Genomic DNA, 19,965 nt, shown 5'->3' with positions numbered 1-19,965 from the left:
ATTATTTCTCAACGACGATAACAACATAATTTGTATTCGCTCCGGTCATCGAGCCTGTATTTCCGCCGAGTGTTATGAGAACGGGTGCGCTGCTTGATGCCGTGACAGTCTTACGATAAAGCCTTAGCGAGCCGGCTATGGGGTTACTCGTCACCACGGTGGCGGAAGTGGGATCAAAAGAAACCAACCAGGGCGGCAGGGCAGTTGCGGCGCTGTCGTACGCAATATAGACGTCGACATCTCTGTCGACCTCGAAGCTTAAATAGCCGTTGGCGCTGTTCCCGATGTCGGCATTGGGGAGCATTATCCAGCGGCCGCGATCGAGCTCGCTAGGAACGCTGACGAGGCGGAAATCAGTGTCGAGCTGATAGGGGTTTCCGATCTCGAGCAGGTTCTGTTGAGCCTGTGGAGCGCTTGGCACGGTCAAACCTTGCAGGACAAAAGGCAAAGGAAGGAGAGCGCTTGGGTTGTCGCGATTCAAAGCCTCATGCCAGAGATAGGACATGACGTAATAGCCTAGACCGTTTGGATGAAGAGTATCGGAGAAGAGGCTCCTGTAATCCGTGTTGGCGCTTGGCATGAAGAAATCAAAAAAGTTCGGGCCAATGACGATGCCCACGAGCTCCTCCTCGATGACCCGTATATAATCCCGGATTCGGTTGTTCACCGTCGAAGTCCAGGGAGTATCGGAGTTCCACGCAGGCGGAGGCAGAGCAACGACCGGAGTCACGCCGGAGGGTTGCGTGTTGAGGGGGTAGTCTGACCATCGGAGCTTGTCAACGAGCTCTTGGACGTTTCCTTTGTATGTGCCGGTGCACGAAGAGCCACTGCATCCTAAGCCGGAAGGCGTAAACAAAACCCGGTTCGCATCGTTGGTCCCGATCATCACGAGAGCCGTTTCAAGCTCGGGGTGCCGAGCCTGAATAGCACTGATTCGGAGTGACGTGAGATTGGTGCTCGTATCACCGGGGATACCCTCGTTGAAGACAATATTGGTTTGTGGTGGCTGAGTGATATCCAGAAGGTCGGTGAGGACCGCTTGGTATCCGCGGAACGCCACGACCCTGCCGAGCGCGGAGATATTGTCGCTTCGATAGTTATCGCCGGTGCCGTTAGTAATGCTGTCGCCCACGCCGACTAGATACTCGCCTCCGACGCCGATGTTGCTATTGGTGTCGCTTGCAAGTGCGACCCCGGAGGAATCAAGGAGTGTTGCCCGAACCTCGTAGTTTCCCGCAGTAGCGAAAAAGTCGACCTCGTAGGGTGGGGTGGAGTCGAAAAGGGAGTCGATCTCAGTGATGCCTGCGCCATTGTTTTGCGATAGCGCGAAGCGGACCCTGCTTCCCTCGGGAGCATTGGATGTAATGGCCGACGCAATTAGGGAGCCGTCTGCTTGTTCAGTGAGGTAGGCGAGTGGTTTGTTCAATGTGATGGCGGGGAGCTCGGGAGGCGCGGAGATTGCCACATTCGCAAAACTGACCTGTCCGTCGGTGTACAAGCCGACAGTGCCCGATGCGTGGCTTGTATCGGTCACGGCGAAGATCGGCTCGCCGTTGCGGCGGACGGAAATGGTGGAACCATTGACCTCTACCTCGATTTGCAGCAATTCGCCGGGGAACACTCCACGGGAGTCTGTAGCGAGAGAGGAGAACGTGCCATTGACGCGTTTTTCAAGTCGGGTAAATCCGTACCGGGAATTAATCGATATGCGGTAATAGTTACCAGGATCTCGAAAACGCACAAGCATCCCGATGTCCGATCCTATGTTGGTTGCTAGGTATTCGGCATCCATCGATATCTTGTAATCGGCCAAAGCGAACCCGTTCGAGAGATAAGCATAGGAGCCTAGGTGATAAGCTTCGACGAAGTTTGCGCTGAGCGCGGTGGTTTGGCGGAGCTGTCCACCGATGACGGTCCAATTTGAAGCGACGGGGGTCTCGTCGGCGACGATCCAGCCGGCCATCAGCGGGTCCGAGAAATCGTCGGCGAATGGGAGTTCCATCGCAGAGGCTGCTGTGCCTTGTAAGGTGGCTGCAGCGAAGTTCAGCACCCCGCTCCCGCTCTCTACGGAGTATCTGAGGGTAAGCGTTTGCCCGGCGCTCGCGGCCTGGTAGGTGATGGCGAAGCGGACGTCGTAATCATCGCGAAGGGGGTCGTCGTCCAGCGGTGATACGGTCACGCTGTAAGGAACGGCACTCCCGTCAGTGAGGCTTGCCTCGAGGCGCCCGATGGTGTTCCAGCCTCCGACGTAGACAACGAGAGTCCGGACGGATGTGTCGGCCGGCGCGGTCAATGTGTAGCCACGGCCGGCGCCGGAAATCTGTAACCCCGCATAGGTGGTGGCGGTTACGCGGGGCGTCCCGTCGCTCCAACTGTAGGCCGGTCGGGAGGTGTTGTTGAAACGCCCGACCGTAGCACCGCCGAAACTCGTCAAGGCGCCGATCTGCGCCGCCGTGCCGGCCTTGCGGTTGACGTCGGTGGGCGTACTGCGCCCCCAGTGCACCCAGTCGAGCGTGCCCTCGGCCGTGAGGTTCACCGGACTGGCGGTGGCGCTCAGCGTGGTCTGCAATTGACCGGTGCCGCCGGACGCCGGCAGCACCGTCACCGCGACGGTTTCGCTGTCGGTCGCCCCGGCCCCGTCGGAGGCCGTCACGACGAGGCTGTAGGGACTGGCCGCGACATCGCCTGCCGAGGGCGTCCAGATCAAACGCCCGGTGCCGTCGCCGTTGTCGGTGAAGGCCGCCGTGCCGGGCAGGGGGGCGGCGCCCAGCACCAGCGGCGCCGGACCGTCGGGGTCGGCGGCATCGATGTCCACCGTCAAGGTCGCGCCGACCTGCACGGTGCGATTACCGATCGGATCGAGCTGCGGGGGCTGATTCACCGGGGCACTGCCGCCGCCCTGCAAGGTCGCCGCCATGAAGTTCACGGTCCCGCCGGCGGAGGTCTGCTCGTAGCGCAGATTCAGGGTCTGCCCGGCGCTCGCGGCTTGATAGGTGATCGCCAGGCGCACGTCGTAGTCATCGCGCAGCGGGTTGCCGTCCGACGGCGACAGGGCAACGCTGTAAGGCGCGGCACTGCCGTCGCTCAGACTCACGTCGAGCCTGGAGTTGCTGTTCCACCCGCCGACGTAGACCACCAAGGTGCGCGCCTCGGTGTCGGCCGGCACCGTCAGCGCGTAGCCGCGCCCCGCACCGGCGAGAGCCACGCCCGCGTTGGTGGTCGCGCTCGCCGTGGGCGTCCCGTCGCTCCAGGTGTAGGCGGGGCGCCCGCCATTGCTGAAACGCCCGAACCCGGTCCCGTCGATGCTCGTCAGGGTGCCGATCTGCGCCGCCGCGTCGGCCTTGCGGTTGACGTCGGTGGGCGTACTGCGCCCCCAGTGCACCCAGTCGAGCGTGCCCTCGGCCGTGAGGTTCACCGGACTGGCGGTGGCGCTCAGCGTGGTCTGCAATTGACCGGTGCCGCCGGACGCCGGCAGCACCGTCACCGCGACGGTTTCGCTGTCGGTCGCCCCGGCCCCGTCGGAGGCCGTCACGACGAGGCTGTAGGGACTGGCCGCGACATCGCCTGCCGAGGGCGTCCAGATCAAACGCCCGGTGCCGTCGCCGTTGTCGGTGAAGGCCGCCGTGCCGGGCAGGGGGCGGCGCCCAGCACCAGCGGCGCCGGACCGTCGGGATCCGCGGCGGCGATGTCCACCGTCAAGGTCGCGCCGACCTGCACGGTGCGAGCTACCGATCGGATCGAGCTGCGGGGGCTGATTCACCGGGGCACTGCCGCCGCCCTGCAAGGTCGCCGCCATGAAGTTCACGGTCCCGCCGGCGGAGGTCTGCTCGTAGCGCAGATTCAGGGTCTGCCCGGCGCTCGCGGCTTGATAGGTGATCGCCAGGCGCACGTCGTAGTCATCGCGCAGCGGGTTGCCGTCCGACGGCGACAGGGCAACGCTGTAAGGCGCGGCACTGCCGTCGCTCAGACTCACGTCGAGCCTGGAGTTGCTGTTCCACCCGCCGACGTAGACCACCAAGGTGCGCGCCTCGGTGTCGGCCGGCACCGTCAGCGCGTAGCCGCGCCCCGCACCGGCGAGAGCCACGCCCGCGTTGGTGGTCGCGCTCGCCGTGGGCGTCCCGTCGCTCCAGGTGTAGGCGGGGCGCCCGCCATTGCTGAAACGCCCGAACCCGGTCCCGTCGATGCTCGTCAGGGTGCCGATCTGCGCCGCCGCGTCGGCCTTGCGGTTGACGTCGGTGGGCGTACTGCGCCCCCAGTGCACCCAGTCGAGCGTGCCCTCGGCCGTGAGGTTCACCGGACTGGCGGTGGCGCTCAGCGTGGTCTGCAATTGACCGGTGCCGCCGGACGCCGGCAGCACCGTCACCGCGACGGTTTCGCTGTCGGTCGCCCCGGCCCCGTCGGAGGCCGTCACGACGAGGCTGTAGGGACTGGCCGCGACATCGCCTGCCGAGGGCGTCCAGATCAAACGCCCGGTGCCGTCGCCGTTGTCGGTGAAGGCCGCCGTGCCGGGCAGGGGGGCGGCGCCCAGCACCAGCGGCGCCGGACCGTCGGGATCCGCGGCGGCGATGTCCACCGTCAAGGTCGCGCCGACCTGCACGGTGCGATTACCGATCGGATCGAGCTGCGGGGGCTGATTCACCGGGGCACTGCCGCCGCCCTGCAAGGTCGCCGCCATGAAGTTCACGGTCCCGCCGGCGGAGGTCTGCTCGTAGCGCAGATTCAGGGTCTGCCCGGCGCTCGCGGCTTGATAGGTGATCGCCAGGCGCACGTCGTAGTCATCGCGCAGCGGGTTGCCGTCCGACGGCGACAGGGCAACGCTGTAAGGCGCGGCACTGCCGTCGCTCAGACTCACGTCGAGCCTGGAGTTGCTGTTCCACCCGCCGACGTAGACCACCAAGGTGCGCGCCTCGGTGTCGGCCGGCACCGTCAGCGCGTAGCCGCGCCCCGCACCGGCGAGAGCCACGCCCGCGTTGGTGGTCGCGCTCGCCGTGGGCGTCCCGTCGCTCCAGGTGTAGGCGGGGCGCCCGCCATTGCTGAAACGCCCGAACCCGGTCCCGTCGATGCTCGTCAGGGTGCCGATCTGCGCCGCCGCGTCGGCCTTGCGGTTGACGTCGGTGGGCGTACTGCGCCCCCAGTGCACCCAGTCGAGCGTGCCCTCGGCCGTGAGGTTCACCGGACTGGCGGTGGCGCTCAGCGTGGTCTGCAATTGACCGGTGCCGCCGGACGCCGGCAGCACCGTCACCGCGACGGTTTCGCTGTCGGTCGCCCCGGCCCCGTCGGAGGCCGTCACGACGAGGCTGTAGGGACTGGCCGCGACATCGCCTGCCGAGGGCGTCCAGATCAAACGCCCGGTGCCGTCGCCGTTGTCGGTGAAGGCCGCCGTGCCGGGCAGGGGGGCGGCGCCCAGCACCAGCGGCGCCGGACCGTCGGGATCCGCGGCGGCGATGTCCACCGTCAAGGTCGCGCCGACCTGCACGGTGCGAGCCCCGATCGGATCGAGCTGCGGGGGCTGATTCACCGGGGCACTCTCGATCACCGTCACCGCGACGGTTTCGCTGTCGGTCGCCCCGGCCCCGTCGGAGGCCGTCACGACGAGGCTGTAGGGACTGGCCGCGACATCGCCTGCCGAGGGCGTCCAGATCAAACGCCCGGTGCCGTCGCCGTTGTCGGTGAAGGCCGCCGTGCCGGGCAGGGGGCGGCGCCCAGCACCAGCGGCGCCGGACCGTCGGGATCCGCGGCGGCGATGTCCACCGTCAAGGTCGCGCCGACCTGCACGGTGCGAGCCCCGATCGGATCGAGCTGCGGGGGCTGATTCACCGGGGCACTCTCGATCACCGTCACCGCGACGGTTTCGCTGTCGGTCGCCCCGGCCCCGTCGGAGGCCGTCACGACGAGGCTGTAGGGACTGGCCGCGACATCGCCTGCCGAGGGCGTCCAGATCAAACGCCCGGTGCCGTCGCCGTTGTCGGTGAAGGCCGCCGTGCCGGGCAGGGGGGCGGCGCCCAGCACCAGCGGCGCCGGACCGTCGGGATCCGCGGCGGCGATGTCCACCGTCAAGGTCGCGCCGACCTGCACGGTGCGAGCCCCGATCGGATCGAGCTGCGGGGGCTGATTCACCGGGGCACTGCCGCCGCCCTGCAAGGTCGCCGCCATGAAGTTCACGGTCCCGCCGGCGGAGGTCTGCTCGTAGCGCAGATTCAGGGTCTGCCCGGCGCTCGCGGCTTGATAGGTGATCGCCAGGCGCACGTCGTAATCATCGCGCAGCGGGTTGCCGTCCGACGGCGACAGGGCGACGCTGTAAGGCGCGGCGCTGCCGTCGCTCAGACTCACGTCGAGCCTGGAGTTGCTGTTCCACCCACCGACGTAGACCACCAGGGTGCGCGCCTCGGTGTCGGCCGGCACCGTCAATGCATAGCCGCGCCCCGCCCCGAAAAGGGCCACGCCCGCGTTGGTGGTCGCGCTCGCCGTGGGCGTCCCGTCGCTCCAGGTGTAGGCGGGGCGCCCGCCATTGCTGAAACGCCCGAACCCGGTCCCGTCGATGCTCGTCAGGGTGCCGATCTGCGCCGCCGCGCCGGCCTTGCGGTTGACGTCGGTGGGCGTACTGCGCCCCCAGTGCACCCAGTCGAGCGTGCCCTCGGCCGTGAGGTTCACCGGACTGGCGGTGGCGCTCAGCGTGGTCTGCAGAAGACCCGCCGCGGGGGACACCACAGGCGTGATCAGTAGGAGGAATAAAATAAACAGTAAGGACCGTCGGATCACGGAGCCCGTTACTGATTCTGATTCTTCCGCCAACCCATCGAAGCGATTTTTCATCTGTGACATCCGAATGCCGTGCGTGCCGGTATCGATTTAATTTATAGGAGAAAAATGTTGTATTGCTGAGGGACAACAAGACAAGAGCGAGGAGGGCGAATGAACGACCCGACTTCTATCGAGCATCTGAGTTGTAACATGAAAACCCCCGGCGTTGATCCGTAAGAATTTTAGACCATCCCTGCGACCGGTGCGGGTGCAGGCAAGCCAAGTCGCGCAGACAAAGGGCCTCGGGCGTGCCCGGTGTCGCCCTATTCGGCTTGCTCTCGGACGACGAACGGTTGCCTGCAAGTCCTCGGACGCTGCCCCGTGGTCCACTCCAAGTGCGGGCGTTCACACTCCCTAGGCAAGTACTGCTCCACCGCTTATGCGCTACCGCTCAAACAGTGCTTAAGCGGGGGGCGTGACGAAAATCGTCCTGGCCTTCGTCATCTAAGCGCTGCCACCCGATCCCCGAAGGCGCTCGAAGGGAACGGTTCCGGTCGTGGTACGCTACTTCGGAGATCCGAGCGAAATTCGGCTGACCCTTCCCGGCCTCTCGAAAGGACCCCACCCGACCAGCCTGAGCGCTTCCGTACCTCGTTGATAGGTTAGGTTGGGTCTATCTGCTGACGAAAGGTCGTCGGGCACCCGCGGCGGAAGGAGCTTAAAGAGTCAGTCTGTGAGGCAACGGGTTGCCGCTTTCTCAGCGTGCGCGGCCTTGTAGACGCCGCCGATGTCGCGTACTTACATCTTCCGCTCGCGGAACATGGTATCGCAAGTCGAGAAAAAAAAGAGGTCATAATCTGCCGTTAATCGGTTTCTATCCCGCTCATGGGGCTTTTTATCGGGTGTGTCGTACGCCTGTAAATCCCATCCGCAACGCTCGTCGTGGGGTTTTGCTTTCTTAATGTGGTGGATGAGCAGAAACCCGTTTCATGCTTTATAAACAGAATGTTATATTATGACCCTATGATGTTGAGGTGAGCTGATTCCAAATCAAGAGGGACAGATTAAGGCCAACCGATGGGTTGCCGGACGGCCTGGCAGTGATCTTTCCCGAATCCCGCCCGAGCACGCAATGAGCCTTCATCTGCTCCGGTATTCGAACCGCCGTTGATCCACGATCCACGATCGTCGCTCGGAGAGCCGGGCATTGCTGAGCTGGATCGGCGCGTGGCGGTGAGCGGCGGCGAGCGCAAACCAGCATCGCCTTATCCTGCACCGGCGGGCCATGCGTCTTAGTGAATCCAAGGTTTTCAGGCTTCTGGTCGCGTCGACGCTCAGCGTTGCCGCCCGGTCGCGAGCCACACGATGGTCAAAGGCTACCGCCGCCACAAGCACCTGCGCGCGACGGCCGAGGGGATCGGCCCTCTGGTGCTGCCGGAGAAGGACAGGCGCTCGGCGGGCCAGCGTGAACCTCAAGGCGATTCGCGCTTCATTCGCCTGCAGCCCTTCGCCGTGCTGTCTGCCATGAACGATCCTGAGGTAAATGGGCTCCGCCGTTGTCGCGTCAGCGCATCGACGAATACAGGGGCTACCTCACCTTGACGGCGGTGGGGCGCAACATCTAACACTTGCCGACTTTTGATCGCTGAGTGTGCGACCCGGCAACGGCCAAACCTCTTCATGCGAATTCCCCAGCGGCTCAAGCGCTTCCGCGTCGTCGGGATAGTCCGATCGCCGAGTCGGGTGCGAGCGGTGCTGCTGCTCAGGCTTGCTCCCCAGACACTTTACTTGTGCGACACCGCCCAATCGAGATCGACCTCTCAATTTGCGGCCTTCTTCACAAAACCGGTCGCCGATTCTTTTCGTTCGCTCCTCGCAGCGTCTCTGCAGTATCCCCCCTCTCATGACGCTCTACGCAACAGACCGCTTCTGGCAGAGCAACGGGTAATCCGTAGCCTGTAATGTGCCGGATGGCCGCGCCGCCCTCATAAGGCCGGATTTGCTCACGTTTTCGCTCAGAACCCAGCCTTTTATTGAATAAGATGGGCGGTCATCAAGACGCTCGTTAAATGGGCGATGTTTCATGAAATAACTAGAGATAACAATAGCATGGCGATATGAATCTGGATTTGAGTAGCATGACCAGGGTCTGACGAAAGTGCGCGATCAGCCCTGTGATCCTGATAACGAATTCGCTTTCTAGCCACTCAGTGCGGGTCAGGATTTTCCTCGAAAATACCCCAAGAAGACCGTTTTCATAAAGCTCTCCCTTCCAACGTCATTTTGAAATGTGATCGTCTTCACATTTTGGCTTCGGCACTTTTCGCTCAGCGTCTTTCTGATACCCGCATCGCAAACTCCATCGCCCCCTGCTGGTTTACTAACAGCCAATCCGGAAAGGGACAAGAACCCAAAAAGCGGTGAAAACCGTCTCGACGCATGGGTCTTGTAACAACGGCAGTCGCTACCGGAAACGACCTCGTATTTGACCAGACTGTCGGCTAACCAGCGATAGAGGATTGGGCCATGTTACGCGAATCGGCGCGCGGTGTGCTCCCGGCATCACAATTTGATCCGGGCGATCTCGGTATTGTGAAGTGGTTCACACTTCTGATTATTTTCTTGATGTCGGGTGTGTCCTACGCATCCACCGAGAATCTCCTGACCCTTGCGTGGAACCCGGTAGAAGATATCCGTGTCGCTCATTACGAGCTTCACTACGGGAAAGCCAGCAAGTCATACAGCACGCATGTTTCCAGCGTCGACGCCAGCGTGATCGTGGCAGGTCTAGAAGAAGGGGCGCAGTATTATTTCGCGGCCCGCGCTTGCACCAGTGACGGCACTCAATGCAGCGAGTTCTCAAACGAGGTCACGGCTTCGATTCCGGGTGGAGACTCCAATCTTGGCGGTACTTTGGCCCCTACGAACAGTTCCGTGAACCTCTCGGCCGAAGGCGGCGTTGATTGGGTACATTGGGGACGCAGTACCTCGGCCGACGTCAGCCGCAAGGCGGGCGTGGCGACGCAGATCGGCGCCCTGACGAGCATCGACGGGACCCGGTTCGGGCGCTTCAGCAACACCTCGCGCCCCGCCTACGCCTGGAGCGACGGGACGCCCACGGCGAGTGCGACCACCAACGCGGGCTTGGTCCTCGCAGGTGCGGGGCGCGGCTATGCGCTGACAGCGCCGGCAGACACCGATGCGCGCACCCTGGTCGTCTACGTCGGCGGGTGGAAGAGCGACGCGCGGCTCGACGTTAGTCTCAGCGACGGCAGCTCAGCACCCTACAGCGTCACCTTGTCGCATTTGAACTCCGTGCGAGACGACTATGATGCGCGCCTCGCCATCACCTACCAGGCCGCGAGCGCCGGGCAGACCCTGAACCTGCGTTACGTGCAAACCTCCGGCATCGGTACCGTCAACTTCATGGGCGCCACCCTGCAGGGCGGATCGACCGCAGTCCCGCCGACGCCTGCCCCCGTGGCGGCATTCACGGCCAGCGCCGAGTCCGGCACGGCGCCTCTCACGGTGACCTTCACCAGTCAGTCGACGGGTGACATCTCGGCGTATGGTTGGAGCCTGGGCGACGGCAGCAAGAGCACCGCGGAAACGGCAGAACATACATACCAGACCGCAGGTACTTACGACGTCAGCCTAACGGTCAGCGGCCCGTCCGGAACGGATACCCTCCAGAAGTCGGCCTTGATCGTGGTCAAGGAACCCGCCCCGGTGGCCGACTTTGCGGCCAACGTCGGCAGCGGTACGGCGCCCTTGACCGTGACCTTCAGCGACCAGTCGAGCGGATCGGTCACCGGTTGGGCCTGGGCCTTCGGCGACGGCGAGACCAGTCAGGCACAGCAGCCCACGCATACCTATACGAAGCCGGGTCGTTATGCCGTCAACCTTTCAGTCTCAGGCCCCGGCGGCAGCGACAGCCTGGTGCGTTCCGATTACATCGAAGTCAAGGAACCCGCGCCGGTGGCCGACTTTGCGGCCAACGTCAGCAGCGGTACGGCGCCCTTGACCGTGACCTTCAGCGACCAGTCGAGCGGATCGGTCACCGGTTGGACCTGGAGCTTCGGCGACGGCGCGACCAGTCAGGCGCAGCAGCCCACGCATACCTATACGAAGCCGGGCCTTTATGCCGTCAACCTTTCAGTCTCAGGCCCCGGCGGCAGCGACAGCCTGGTGCGTTCCGATTACATCGAAGTCAAGGAACCCGCCCCGGTGGCCGACTTTGCGGCCAACGTCACCAGCGGTCCGGCGCCTTTGACCGTGACCTTCAGCGACCAGTCGAGCGGATCGGTCGCCGGTTGGACCTGGAGCTTCGGCGACGGCGAGACCAGTCAGGCGCAGCAGCCCACGCATACCTATACGAAGCCGGGTCGTTATGCCGTCAACCTTTCAGTCTCAGGCCCCGGCGGCAGCGACAGCCTGGTGCGTTCCGATTACATCGAAGTCAAGGAACCCGCGCCGGTGGCCGACTTTGCGGCCAACGTCACCAGCGGTCCGGCGCCTTTGACCGTGACCTTCAGCGACCAGTCGAGCGGATCGGTCACCGGTTGGACCTGGAGCTTCGGCGACGGCGAGACCAGTCAGTCGCAGCAGCCCACGCATACCTATACGAAGCCGGGTCGTTACGCCGTCAACCTTTCAGTCTCCGGTCCCGGCGGCAGCGACACCCTGGACCGCGCTGACTACATTGACGTGTCCGCATCCGGGCTATTGGAGGCCGAGCTGAGCGCGACCAGCAGCTCGGTGAACCTCACGAGCGAAGGGATGCTCGACTATGCGCACTGGGGACGCAGCACCGCGGCCGACATCAACCGCAAGGCGGGTGTGGCAGCGCAGATCGGCGCCTTGACGAGCATCGACGGAGCCCGATTCGGGCGCTTCAACAACAGCGCACGTCCCGCCTACACCTGGAGCGACGGGACACCCACGGCGAGCGCGACCACAAACGCGGGCGTGGTACTCTCCGGGGCGGGGCGCGGCTACGCGCTGACGGTGCCGGCAGACACCGATGCGCGCACCCTGGTCGTCTATGTCGGCGGGTGGAAGAGCGACGCGCGGCTCGACGTGAGTCTCAGCGACGGCAGCGCAGCACCTTACAGCGTCAAGGTCTCGCATTTGGACTCCTTGCGAGACGACTATGACACGCGGCTCGCCATTACCTACCAAGCGGCGAGCGCCGGACAGACCCTGAACCTACGCTATGTGCAAACCTCCAGCATCGGCACCTTGAACTTCATGGGCGCCACCCTGCAGGGCGGATCGACCTCGGTCCCGCCGACGCCTGCACCGGTGGCGGCATTTACGGCCAGCACCGAGTCCGGCACGGCGCCTCTCACGGTGACCTTCACCAGTCAGTCGACGGGCGACATCTCGGCGTATGGCTGGAGCCTGGGCGACGGCAGCAAGAGCATCGCCGAAACGGCCGTCCATACATACCAGACCGCAGGCACTTACGACGTCAGCCTAACGGTCAGCGGCACCTCCGGAACGGATACCCTCCATAAGCCGGCGTTGATCGTGGTCAAGGAACCCGCCCCGGAGGTCCAAGCACGACTGGATGCCAACCTGAGTGCGACCGGCAGTTCGATGAACCTCACGAGCGAAGGGACAATCGACTGGGCGCACTGGGGACGCAGCACCGCCGGCGAAGTCAACCGAAAGGCAAGCGTGGCAGCGCAGATCGGCGCCTTGGCGAGCATCGACGGGACCCGATTCGGGCGCTTCAGCAACAGCGCACGCTCGGCCTACACCTGGAGCGACGGGATGCCCACGGTGAGCGCGACCACCAACGCCGGCCTGGTCCTGTCCGGGGCGGGGCGCGGCTACGCGCTGACGGTGCCGGCAGACACCGATGCGCGCACCCTGGTCGTCTATGTCGGCGGGTGGAAGAGCGACGCGCGGCTCGACGTGAGTCTCAGCGACGGCAGCGCAGCACCTTACAGCGTCAAGGTTTCGCATTTGGACTCCTTGCGAGACGACTATGACGCGCGGCTCGCCATCACCTACCAGGCCGCGAGCGCCGGGCAGACCCTGAACCTGCGTTATGTGCAAACCTCCAGCAGCGGTACCTTGAACTTCATGGCTGCCAGTCTGCAGGGCGCCAGTGCGGCTCGTACCGCTCAGGCAGAGGCCGATGTTTCCGAGCCCGCGATCGAGATCGGAGAGGTCGAGATCAATCAAGAATGGCAACGGGTGGACTTCCAGCGTACCTTCAACGACCCGATCGTCGTTGCGAAGGCCCTGAGTGCAAACGACTCCGACCCAGCTGTCGTCCGGATCGACGGTATCGATTCGAAGGGTTTCTGGATTCGGGTCCAAGAGTGGGACTATCTCGATGGCTGGCATGACCTCGAAACCGTTTCGTACATGGCCATGGAGCGCGGTCGCCACACCCTTGAGAGTGGCGTGCAGATCGAGGCAGGATCGGTGACAACGGCAGTGACGAATGCCTTCCAAGGCCAGCTCTTCGAGGCGCCTTTCGCCGACGTCCCGGTGGTCTTCACTGCGGTCACGAGCGCCAACGGACCCGAGGCAGCCATGTCCCGGCTCGGCAACATCGGCGTCGACGGCTTCGACATCGGGTTGCGCACGGAAGCGGCAAGCGTACCGGAACATACCGCTGAGCGGATCGACTATATTGCCTGGGAAGTCTCCACCGGCGTGGTCGACGGGTTGAGGTACGAAGTAGGCCGCACCGGCAAGGATGTCGATCACCGAACCTACAACTTGCTCTATCAGAACGTCTTCGCACGGGCACCGGTCATCGTTGCAGACGTTCAGAGCAGTGATGGCACGGGTACGGCGGCACTGCGTTGGCAGAACCTGAACATCGAGTCAGTCGACCTCCGGGTTCAGCCGGAGGAGTCGCTGGGCGATGTGGCCCCGCAGATTGCAGAACAGGTGGGTTACTTCCTCGCAGACGTCGAATAGAGGGCTAGCCGAGCCGCAGCGCCCGAGGGGGCGCTGCGGCTTTTTTCGGCAACAACCCGAGGCGAATTCCGGAAACCACCACACCAATCGCGTAGGTTGTGCCGAGCCGTGCGAGGCACAACCTACCGTCGGCGCAAGTTGTGCTTCCTATCGTCAGCACAACCTACGGGGATCGAGTCTTGCGGAAATCGCCTTGGAACCCCTCATACATTGTTCGGAAGATCGTTCACCCAAGCCCCGACGAGCTTGCGACACCGCATAGGCGGAGTCCAGACCTCAGCCGGCGCTCCGCGCTCCGCGTGGCATCGGCACGGGTCGAGACCAAGGCCGCCCGAAACCAGAGGCCATGAGCCTGGCAAGCCCCGAGACATGATAACCATACCTCCTTTCGTCACGCCCCGTGGTTTCCGTATCCTTTTCCGCGTTGTGGATCAGCCTTCGCCGGACCGCCCGACGCACAGACGCCTGGACCCGAAGCCGAGCCGACGAAGAACGCGCCAATCGCCTCGCTTCTGGCGTAGACTATCGGCACCGTCCCTTAAACCAAATCTCATATCGTTGTATCAAGGCCATGGAACGAATCAAACAAGCCATTGAACGCGCACGTGCGGAGCGGGCTGAACCGATAACGTCCGCAACCGAATCAACCGCCTCGAAGCCAGCTAAGCTGAACACGGCTGCTCGCGCAACGCCAGCGCCAAGTGACGTTGTCTATCACTCGACAAAGACGATCCCCGCCGACCCGGAGCATCTGCGAGCCCACCGTGTCTTGACCGGGGCGTCCGACGAGCCTTCAGCGGTCGCCTACAAGGTCCTGCGGACAAAGGTTCTGCAAAGCATGAGGTCGAATGGCTGGCAAACACTTGCGATCACCGGGACGCGAAAAGGCAACGGCAAAACGCTTACTACGATTAATTTAGGTATCAGCCTCGCACACGAAGTCAATCAGACGGTCCTGTTGGCGGACTTGGACCTCAGGCAGCCGCGGATGGCGAGCTATCTCGCAGCTGAGGAGCTCCCGGGACTCAGTGACTACCTCCTCGGTCGGGTCGAGCTCTCCGAAATCCTGTTTCATCCCGGATTTGATCGTCTTGTCGTGCTGCCCGGGCATGAGCCCTTGCTTAACTCCTCCGAAGCATTGTCCAGTCCCAAAATGACCAGGCTCGTCGAAGAGCTCAAGAATCGATATCAAGACCGGATCATCCTCTTTGATTTGCCGCCCCTTTTCGCCGGTGATGACGTCATTGCATTTGCCCCCAACGTCGATGCCATTCTGTTGGTGTTAGAAGACGGACAGACGACCCGCACCGATCTCAAGCGTGCTTATGAGCTTTTGGATCCAAAGCGCATTATCGGTACGATCCTCAACAAAGCGACTCCGGAGAAAGAAGGCCATGAGAGCGCCTACTACTGATCCTCTCTGCCCCGATAGTCTAAGGCTGACCCAATGCCACTAGTCGACTCGCTCATGAGAACAGACACCCGAACCCCAACCAAAGGCAAAAGGCTCGTGACATCCGCTCCGCGGTGTCACGCATGCCGCGTGGCGCTCCGCGCCACGTGCCGCTGTGGCCGATAACGAAGAACGAAGCCCGCTTGTGTCCGATCCGCTTTATGGCCGTGATCATGTTCTGTAATCGCCCTGACTCTGGTGGCAAAGGTGATCCCCGAGATGCCGGTGTCTCACAAATGTGCACCGGAAGACCGTTTCGGAGTTTCAATCGGTACCGGCCTGTACGATCGCAAAACGGACGCTCCTGTTCGCTTAAGTCGCGCACTACGATGATACATTGACCATGGCCTCTATGACCCTCATAGACCACATTAAACGCCCATATCGACTCTACTTCCGGGCGCTGGACTGGAGATGGTTCGCAGCAACCGTCCGATCTCGGGGGTGCCACCTGCTCCGAGCGGCGGACGATTTCGAGCGACCGATTTTCGTGTCGGGATGTCAACGCTCCGGGACCACCTTAGCCACAAGCCTCATCGCGGCTAGCCCCGACATCACGACATCCCATCAGGGGCGCGACGAAGAACTTGCAGGTGCCTACGTACTCTGTGGCAGGCGACAACCGACTTCATCAGGTCGCTATTGTTTTCAAACAACCTATTTGAATGAATGCTACTCGGAGTACCAACGAGTTACATCCGATTATAGGCTCGTTTGGGTGCTTCGCCGACCGGAGTCGGTCGTTTATTCCATGGTCTATAATTGGGCGCGCTTTCCGCTCAACGAGCTCTTTCTCTCATGCGGCGTGCCTCATTTGCACGACGATGACCTCATACGCTTCGGTCGCAGAGGGATCTTCGGTCTTTCACCGCTGCGGAGGGCCTGCTACGCCTATATCGGTAAGTGCCATCAATTCATTGAAATGAGCCAAAGTCCGCAGGCGGAACGGTTGATTGCGTTTGAATATGAAGATATGATTATGGAAACGCAAGACGTCTTAGCGGATCTATGCGGTCGGCTTGGCATAGGTATGCCTGCGCATTCGACGTTCGACCAATTAAAATCCGATACACTAACGAAATCCAGCGACCTAACCACGGCCGCACGCACGGTCATTCACAAATTATGCGCAGGAGTTTATCGGGACTGCACTGAGCTGTCCTTCAAGATTTTGCGTTAAAACCCTTCCCACGTGCGCGATCGGTGAATCGGGGCGCTTGACATTCCAAGATTAGGTTTTGGAGGCAAGGATTATGTCGATTATGCCGACCAAACGCCTCATGTCACATGAAAACACGTCGTAGCAGGCGAATGGCTAATGACTTAACCGGCAGCGTTTCTGTTGGACCTGATTTGGATTTCCTCAACACGACTTCCCATTTCTGCCCCATCCGGTTACTTGTCATGAGGAATCCACGCGTGAGCGGTAATTCCGCCCGAATTCTGTTTACCGCTGGCTCAACATCTATGGGCACGATTTTGCTCAAACGATCTAGGAAAGATTCAGGTTGGGATATAAATTGCTCGTATCGGACGGCAATCGATCTAATATTCCTGCGAATGAAGAATAGCAGGTTGAAGAAGGAGTTAATTGTTACATAATAAAGAATCGCCGCAGCCGGTCTTTTAGGGGTCTGGCCGGCAGTACTGCGGAACGAGCTGATGACCGCGGCGGGATCCCTTATTAAATAAATGGCGAGAAGCTGATTATCGTCAAAGATTTCCGACAGATGCAATAACCTAGACGGATATTTCGAGCTGTCGATATAAAAAGAATGATTCGACGCAGCAAATATTGCTTCGTAAAATTGTTTAAGTGCCTTTCGATACTTAACCAGTCCTAAGGGCCTAAGGACGAAAGGCACAAGAAGTAAGGGCAGAAAAGAGGCGTGGGTATCCAAGCGGCGTTGCAGCTTAGCGAATTGGGTCAAACCAATCCAATCAGGCGACTCCTGCAGCCTTTTAGTTACAGCCTGCCAGAATTCGCGACTTTCTGGGTACTCTTTAAATCGAATAGGTTTACCGCAACGCCGCGCGTAGTCAATGACTTCGCCCAGATCAATTGTTTCTGAGGCGTTGCCGATACAGAACCCGATAATGGTCGTCCCGCTTCTTCCACATCCTCCGATGTAGATGAGTGACTTGGCTGGGCCCTCGTAAGAATTTAGAGTCAATGCATTTCTCTCGTGTTCGTCAAGGTTTAACATATGAAGAATCTGCCAAAACACATTTGGTTGAAGTGTGGAGACAACCGGCTAACCGAAGCGGACTTTCGCGGCGGGATTTCGGATCCAACGTCTCATCCCATTTTCGAGTTCCAACCAGCTGATGGCGTCGAGATTCCGTGTTTCGCTTTCGCGGACCGCCGCCAAAATCCCGGCTGCCCAGGCCTTCAAAAGGTCGTGACGTCCCGTCGCGAAGGGTGGCTACGCCGTTGATCGGATGGGAAGGGTGGACAAGTGCATCGCAGTTCACCAGCATCTGCATGGGGCTCTGTGAATTTTTTCTCGATCCTCATTCCTACCGACTGGCCATATTGAAAAGCTCACTTGCGTGTTTGTCATCTGAGCCATCTCCATCTGAAACATGCTTGCCACTGAAAACGGGCTACACCAAAGTCTCAATGACCATAACCTAACAGGCCGTCGGACCTCGGTCCGCGATGCGCTCGAACACTAGATTCACGAGTTGTGAATCAAGTCGCATGTGCAGGAATCAGGGTGGCACACCTGTCTTGTTTATCTTGTGACCGGCTTCCGCTGATCTTCCACTCTGAAACGGACATGTCGGAGAGGTTTCTAGGCGTCCATCGGATTACAGAGGTGGTGGTGTCGAGGAGTTCGGTAGGGAACATAATAAGTGTTGACGACTCTCAAAGCATCTAGAATGTTATCAATGCTGTTCGATCGGACGATGTGGCTTCGGCTTCGGCATGATTGACGATCCCAACTCCCGGGACGGTCGCCTTGCTGTTACCGTCTTCACCCAGGCGGGAAACGGCGAGCAGTGTTGAGCCCGACGGGACGCTACAGGATCAGAGCCGGACACGTTTAGCCAGGATCGGCGAGCACTAGATTCGCGCCGGGCTCCGGGAGATGCTCAGGGTCGGCGCGTGAACTTTGGAATTTTATTCCGTGATGACACGGGAGCGTTGTCTTCGGCGTGCACGTCATCAGGCCGACCTGGTTTCCCGGAATCTGGAGGATCCGGCTCTAACGCGGCAGCTGCGGTATCGATGATTTTTGCAAAAGCCAATGTGACGAGCACTTCAAAAAGGAACTATCGTGGAATTCGTCTATATTATAGGTTTCGGTTTGTTGGTTGCTTTCGCCATCGCATGGAACCTGAATGCAATGGTAGGGGCAGCTTTCGCACTAGCACTATTGGTGGAACCTATTGCGTCTATGATATTCCCGAAGCTCCAGAAGTTGGACTATGCGGTGACGATGCTATTTTTCTGGATTTGGCTTATTGTTATTGCTCGAATTATTATTGGTAAGGTCGAGGCTGTAGCGATAAGACCACCAAAGCCGATCGCGCTGTTCTTACTGTTTCTATTTTCCGCGGCACTTGGCTCTGCGTACGCGATGCAGTTTGCACAGGCTCTCGTCGGCGCGAAGGGCTATTTTCAGGCGTGGGCAATACCTTTCATCTTCTATTTCTTGCTGAAAGACGAGCGCTCAGTCTTGGTAATTGGAGTCGCGTTTCTGGTCCTTGCAGCCTTCCAACCGTTCGTTGCGGGAATTCAGGCTTATTTGTGGCACGGCCAGCCATTCTTTGGAGATAGGCTCGGTGGGACATTCGGAAACACCCTTGGTACGGGGGCTCTGATGTCCGCATTTCAAGTGACCCAGATTCTTGTGATTATGGCTTTAATGAAACATCGGTGTATAAGACCCATCTTCGGTGCTTCTCTTGTGATTTGGGTCTTCACGCCTCTGTTGTGGACCCACGCCAAGGCCGTCGTTGTTCTTATGCCAGTAGGCCTAATGGTACTTTTTTGGTCGGAGATCAGAGAGCGTCCGGTCTATGCGTTACGCTTCGTGGCCATGGGTCTCGCTTTGGTGGGATTCTTGGCATTTCAATATTATATGGATGAACAATACTATCGCGGTAGTCCAGTGGGGGCGCCGGAGAGTTTCGATGCATTCATTGACCAATCCTTAGGCTACGCGGTGCTCGGAGGCGGAGCGGAGTTGAATCGCGGAACCTCGTTGGTTTATTGGTGGGAGATGCACAGTTTATTGCGTAATCCCCTTGAGACCTTGGTCGGGCACGGTATGGGTTCGGCGAAAGAGTATGGAGTCGTCCAAGGGCACTTGTTGACTGACCCGGAGTACGGCCGGGCGGGAATGGGTAAGGCATTCGCGCGTTTACTCTGGGAGGTAGGTATCATCGGGGCAATTGGATTAGTCGGAGCGCTCACCACAACTGCGACTGCTGCGAAGCGGCTCTCGAGGGACGCGCGAATTCCTGATATACATCGTGCGTTTTTGGCAGGATACAGTGCCGTCGCAGTGATGCTCATAGTTCAGATGTTGTGGCGCGCAGACATGCTTGAAAGCGTGACGTTCGGAACCTTTACGATGTTCACAGTTGGCTATGTCTTGTATTGGATCCGTGTTACCAAGGGGTACCGTGATGACCACATTCCACAGGCTTAAACGAACTAGAAAACCTATTCGAAATCGCTATGGAGCGGCGTTGCGTTGTTGTGAACGCCGCGGTAAAAGGCTCCGATGACTGGGGCGATGCGGCTTGCCCATTATTCCGCAGTTCACTATACTCCGTTGCTAAAGGTTAAGACCGGCATCCGGCAGTTCTCT

The 19,965-nt window shown here is 60.7% G+C and carries 8 protein-coding genes; 5 read left to right on the top strand and 3 right to left on the bottom strand.

Annotated features, from left to right (window positions below; all coding sequences use genetic code 11):
• Window position 1: 1 nt before the first annotated feature.
• Window positions 2-5,290 (bottom strand): GDSL-type esterase/lipase family protein, encoded by a 5,289-nt coding sequence (locus KFB96_RS07675; RefSeq protein ID WP_213501868.1) that lies wholly within the window; start codon window positions 5,288-5,290, stop codon window positions 2-4.
• 350 nt (window positions 5,291-5,640) lie between these two features.
• Window positions 5,641-6,705: a hypothetical protein gene (locus KFB96_RS07670; RefSeq protein WP_213501866.1), complete on the bottom strand. Its 1,065-nt coding sequence runs from the start codon at window positions 6,703-6,705 to the stop codon at window positions 5,641-5,643.
• A 1,401-nt stretch (window positions 6,706-8,106) separates the two neighbouring features.
• Here KFB96_RS07670 and KFB96_RS07665 point away from each other — a divergent pair.
• The 4 genes from KFB96_RS07665 to KFB96_RS07650 all read left to right on the top strand — a co-directional run bounded on the left by KFB96_RS07665 (window position 8,107) and on the right by KFB96_RS07650 (window position 16,319).
• On the top strand, window positions 8,107-8,343 hold the full coding sequence (locus tag KFB96_RS07665; RefSeq protein WP_213462612.1) for a hypothetical protein: 237 nt from the start codon (window positions 8,107-8,109) through the stop codon (window positions 8,341-8,343).
• Between the two features lie 1,332 nt (window positions 8,344-9,675).
• Window positions 9,676-13,686 (top strand): PKD domain-containing protein, encoded by a 4,011-nt coding sequence (locus KFB96_RS07660; RefSeq protein WP_213462614.1) that lies wholly within the window; start codon window positions 9,676-9,678, stop codon window positions 13,684-13,686.
• A 571-nt stretch (window positions 13,687-14,257) separates the two neighbouring features.
• Entirely contained in the window at window positions 14,258-15,100 is an 843-nt protein-coding gene (locus KFB96_RS07655) for a CpsD/CapB family tyrosine-protein kinase (RefSeq protein ID WP_213462616.1), read from the top strand.
• A gap of 790 nt (window positions 15,101-15,890) precedes the next feature.
• A complete protein-coding gene (locus KFB96_RS07650) occupies window positions 15,891-16,319 on the top strand; it encodes a hypothetical protein (RefSeq protein WP_213462618.1) in 429 nt (142 codons plus the stop codon).
• A 103-nt stretch (window positions 16,320-16,422) separates the two neighbouring features.
• Here the strand turns inward: KFB96_RS07650 and KFB96_RS07645 are convergent, their stop codons facing one another.
• Window positions 16,423-17,346 carry a sulfotransferase gene (locus KFB96_RS07645; protein WP_213462619.1) on the bottom strand — a complete coding sequence of 308 codons (924 nt, stop codon included), beginning with the start codon at window positions 17,344-17,346 and terminating at the stop codon, window positions 16,423-16,425.
• A gap of 1,077 nt (window positions 17,347-18,423) precedes the next feature.
• Here KFB96_RS07645 and KFB96_RS07640 point away from each other — a divergent pair.
• Window positions 18,424-19,803 (top strand): hypothetical protein, encoded by a 1,380-nt coding sequence (locus KFB96_RS07640; RefSeq protein WP_213462622.1) that lies wholly within the window; start codon window positions 18,424-18,426, stop codon window positions 19,801-19,803.
• Window positions 19,804-19,965 lie beyond the last annotated feature (162 nt).

The organism is Thiocapsa sp., from assembly GCF_018399035.1.
Classification (GTDB): domain Bacteria; phylum Pseudomonadota; class Gammaproteobacteria; order Chromatiales; family Chromatiaceae; genus Thiocapsa.
The sequence above is the reverse complement of the archived record's forward strand: the minus strand, read 5'-3'. Positions and strand labels throughout refer to the sequence as shown.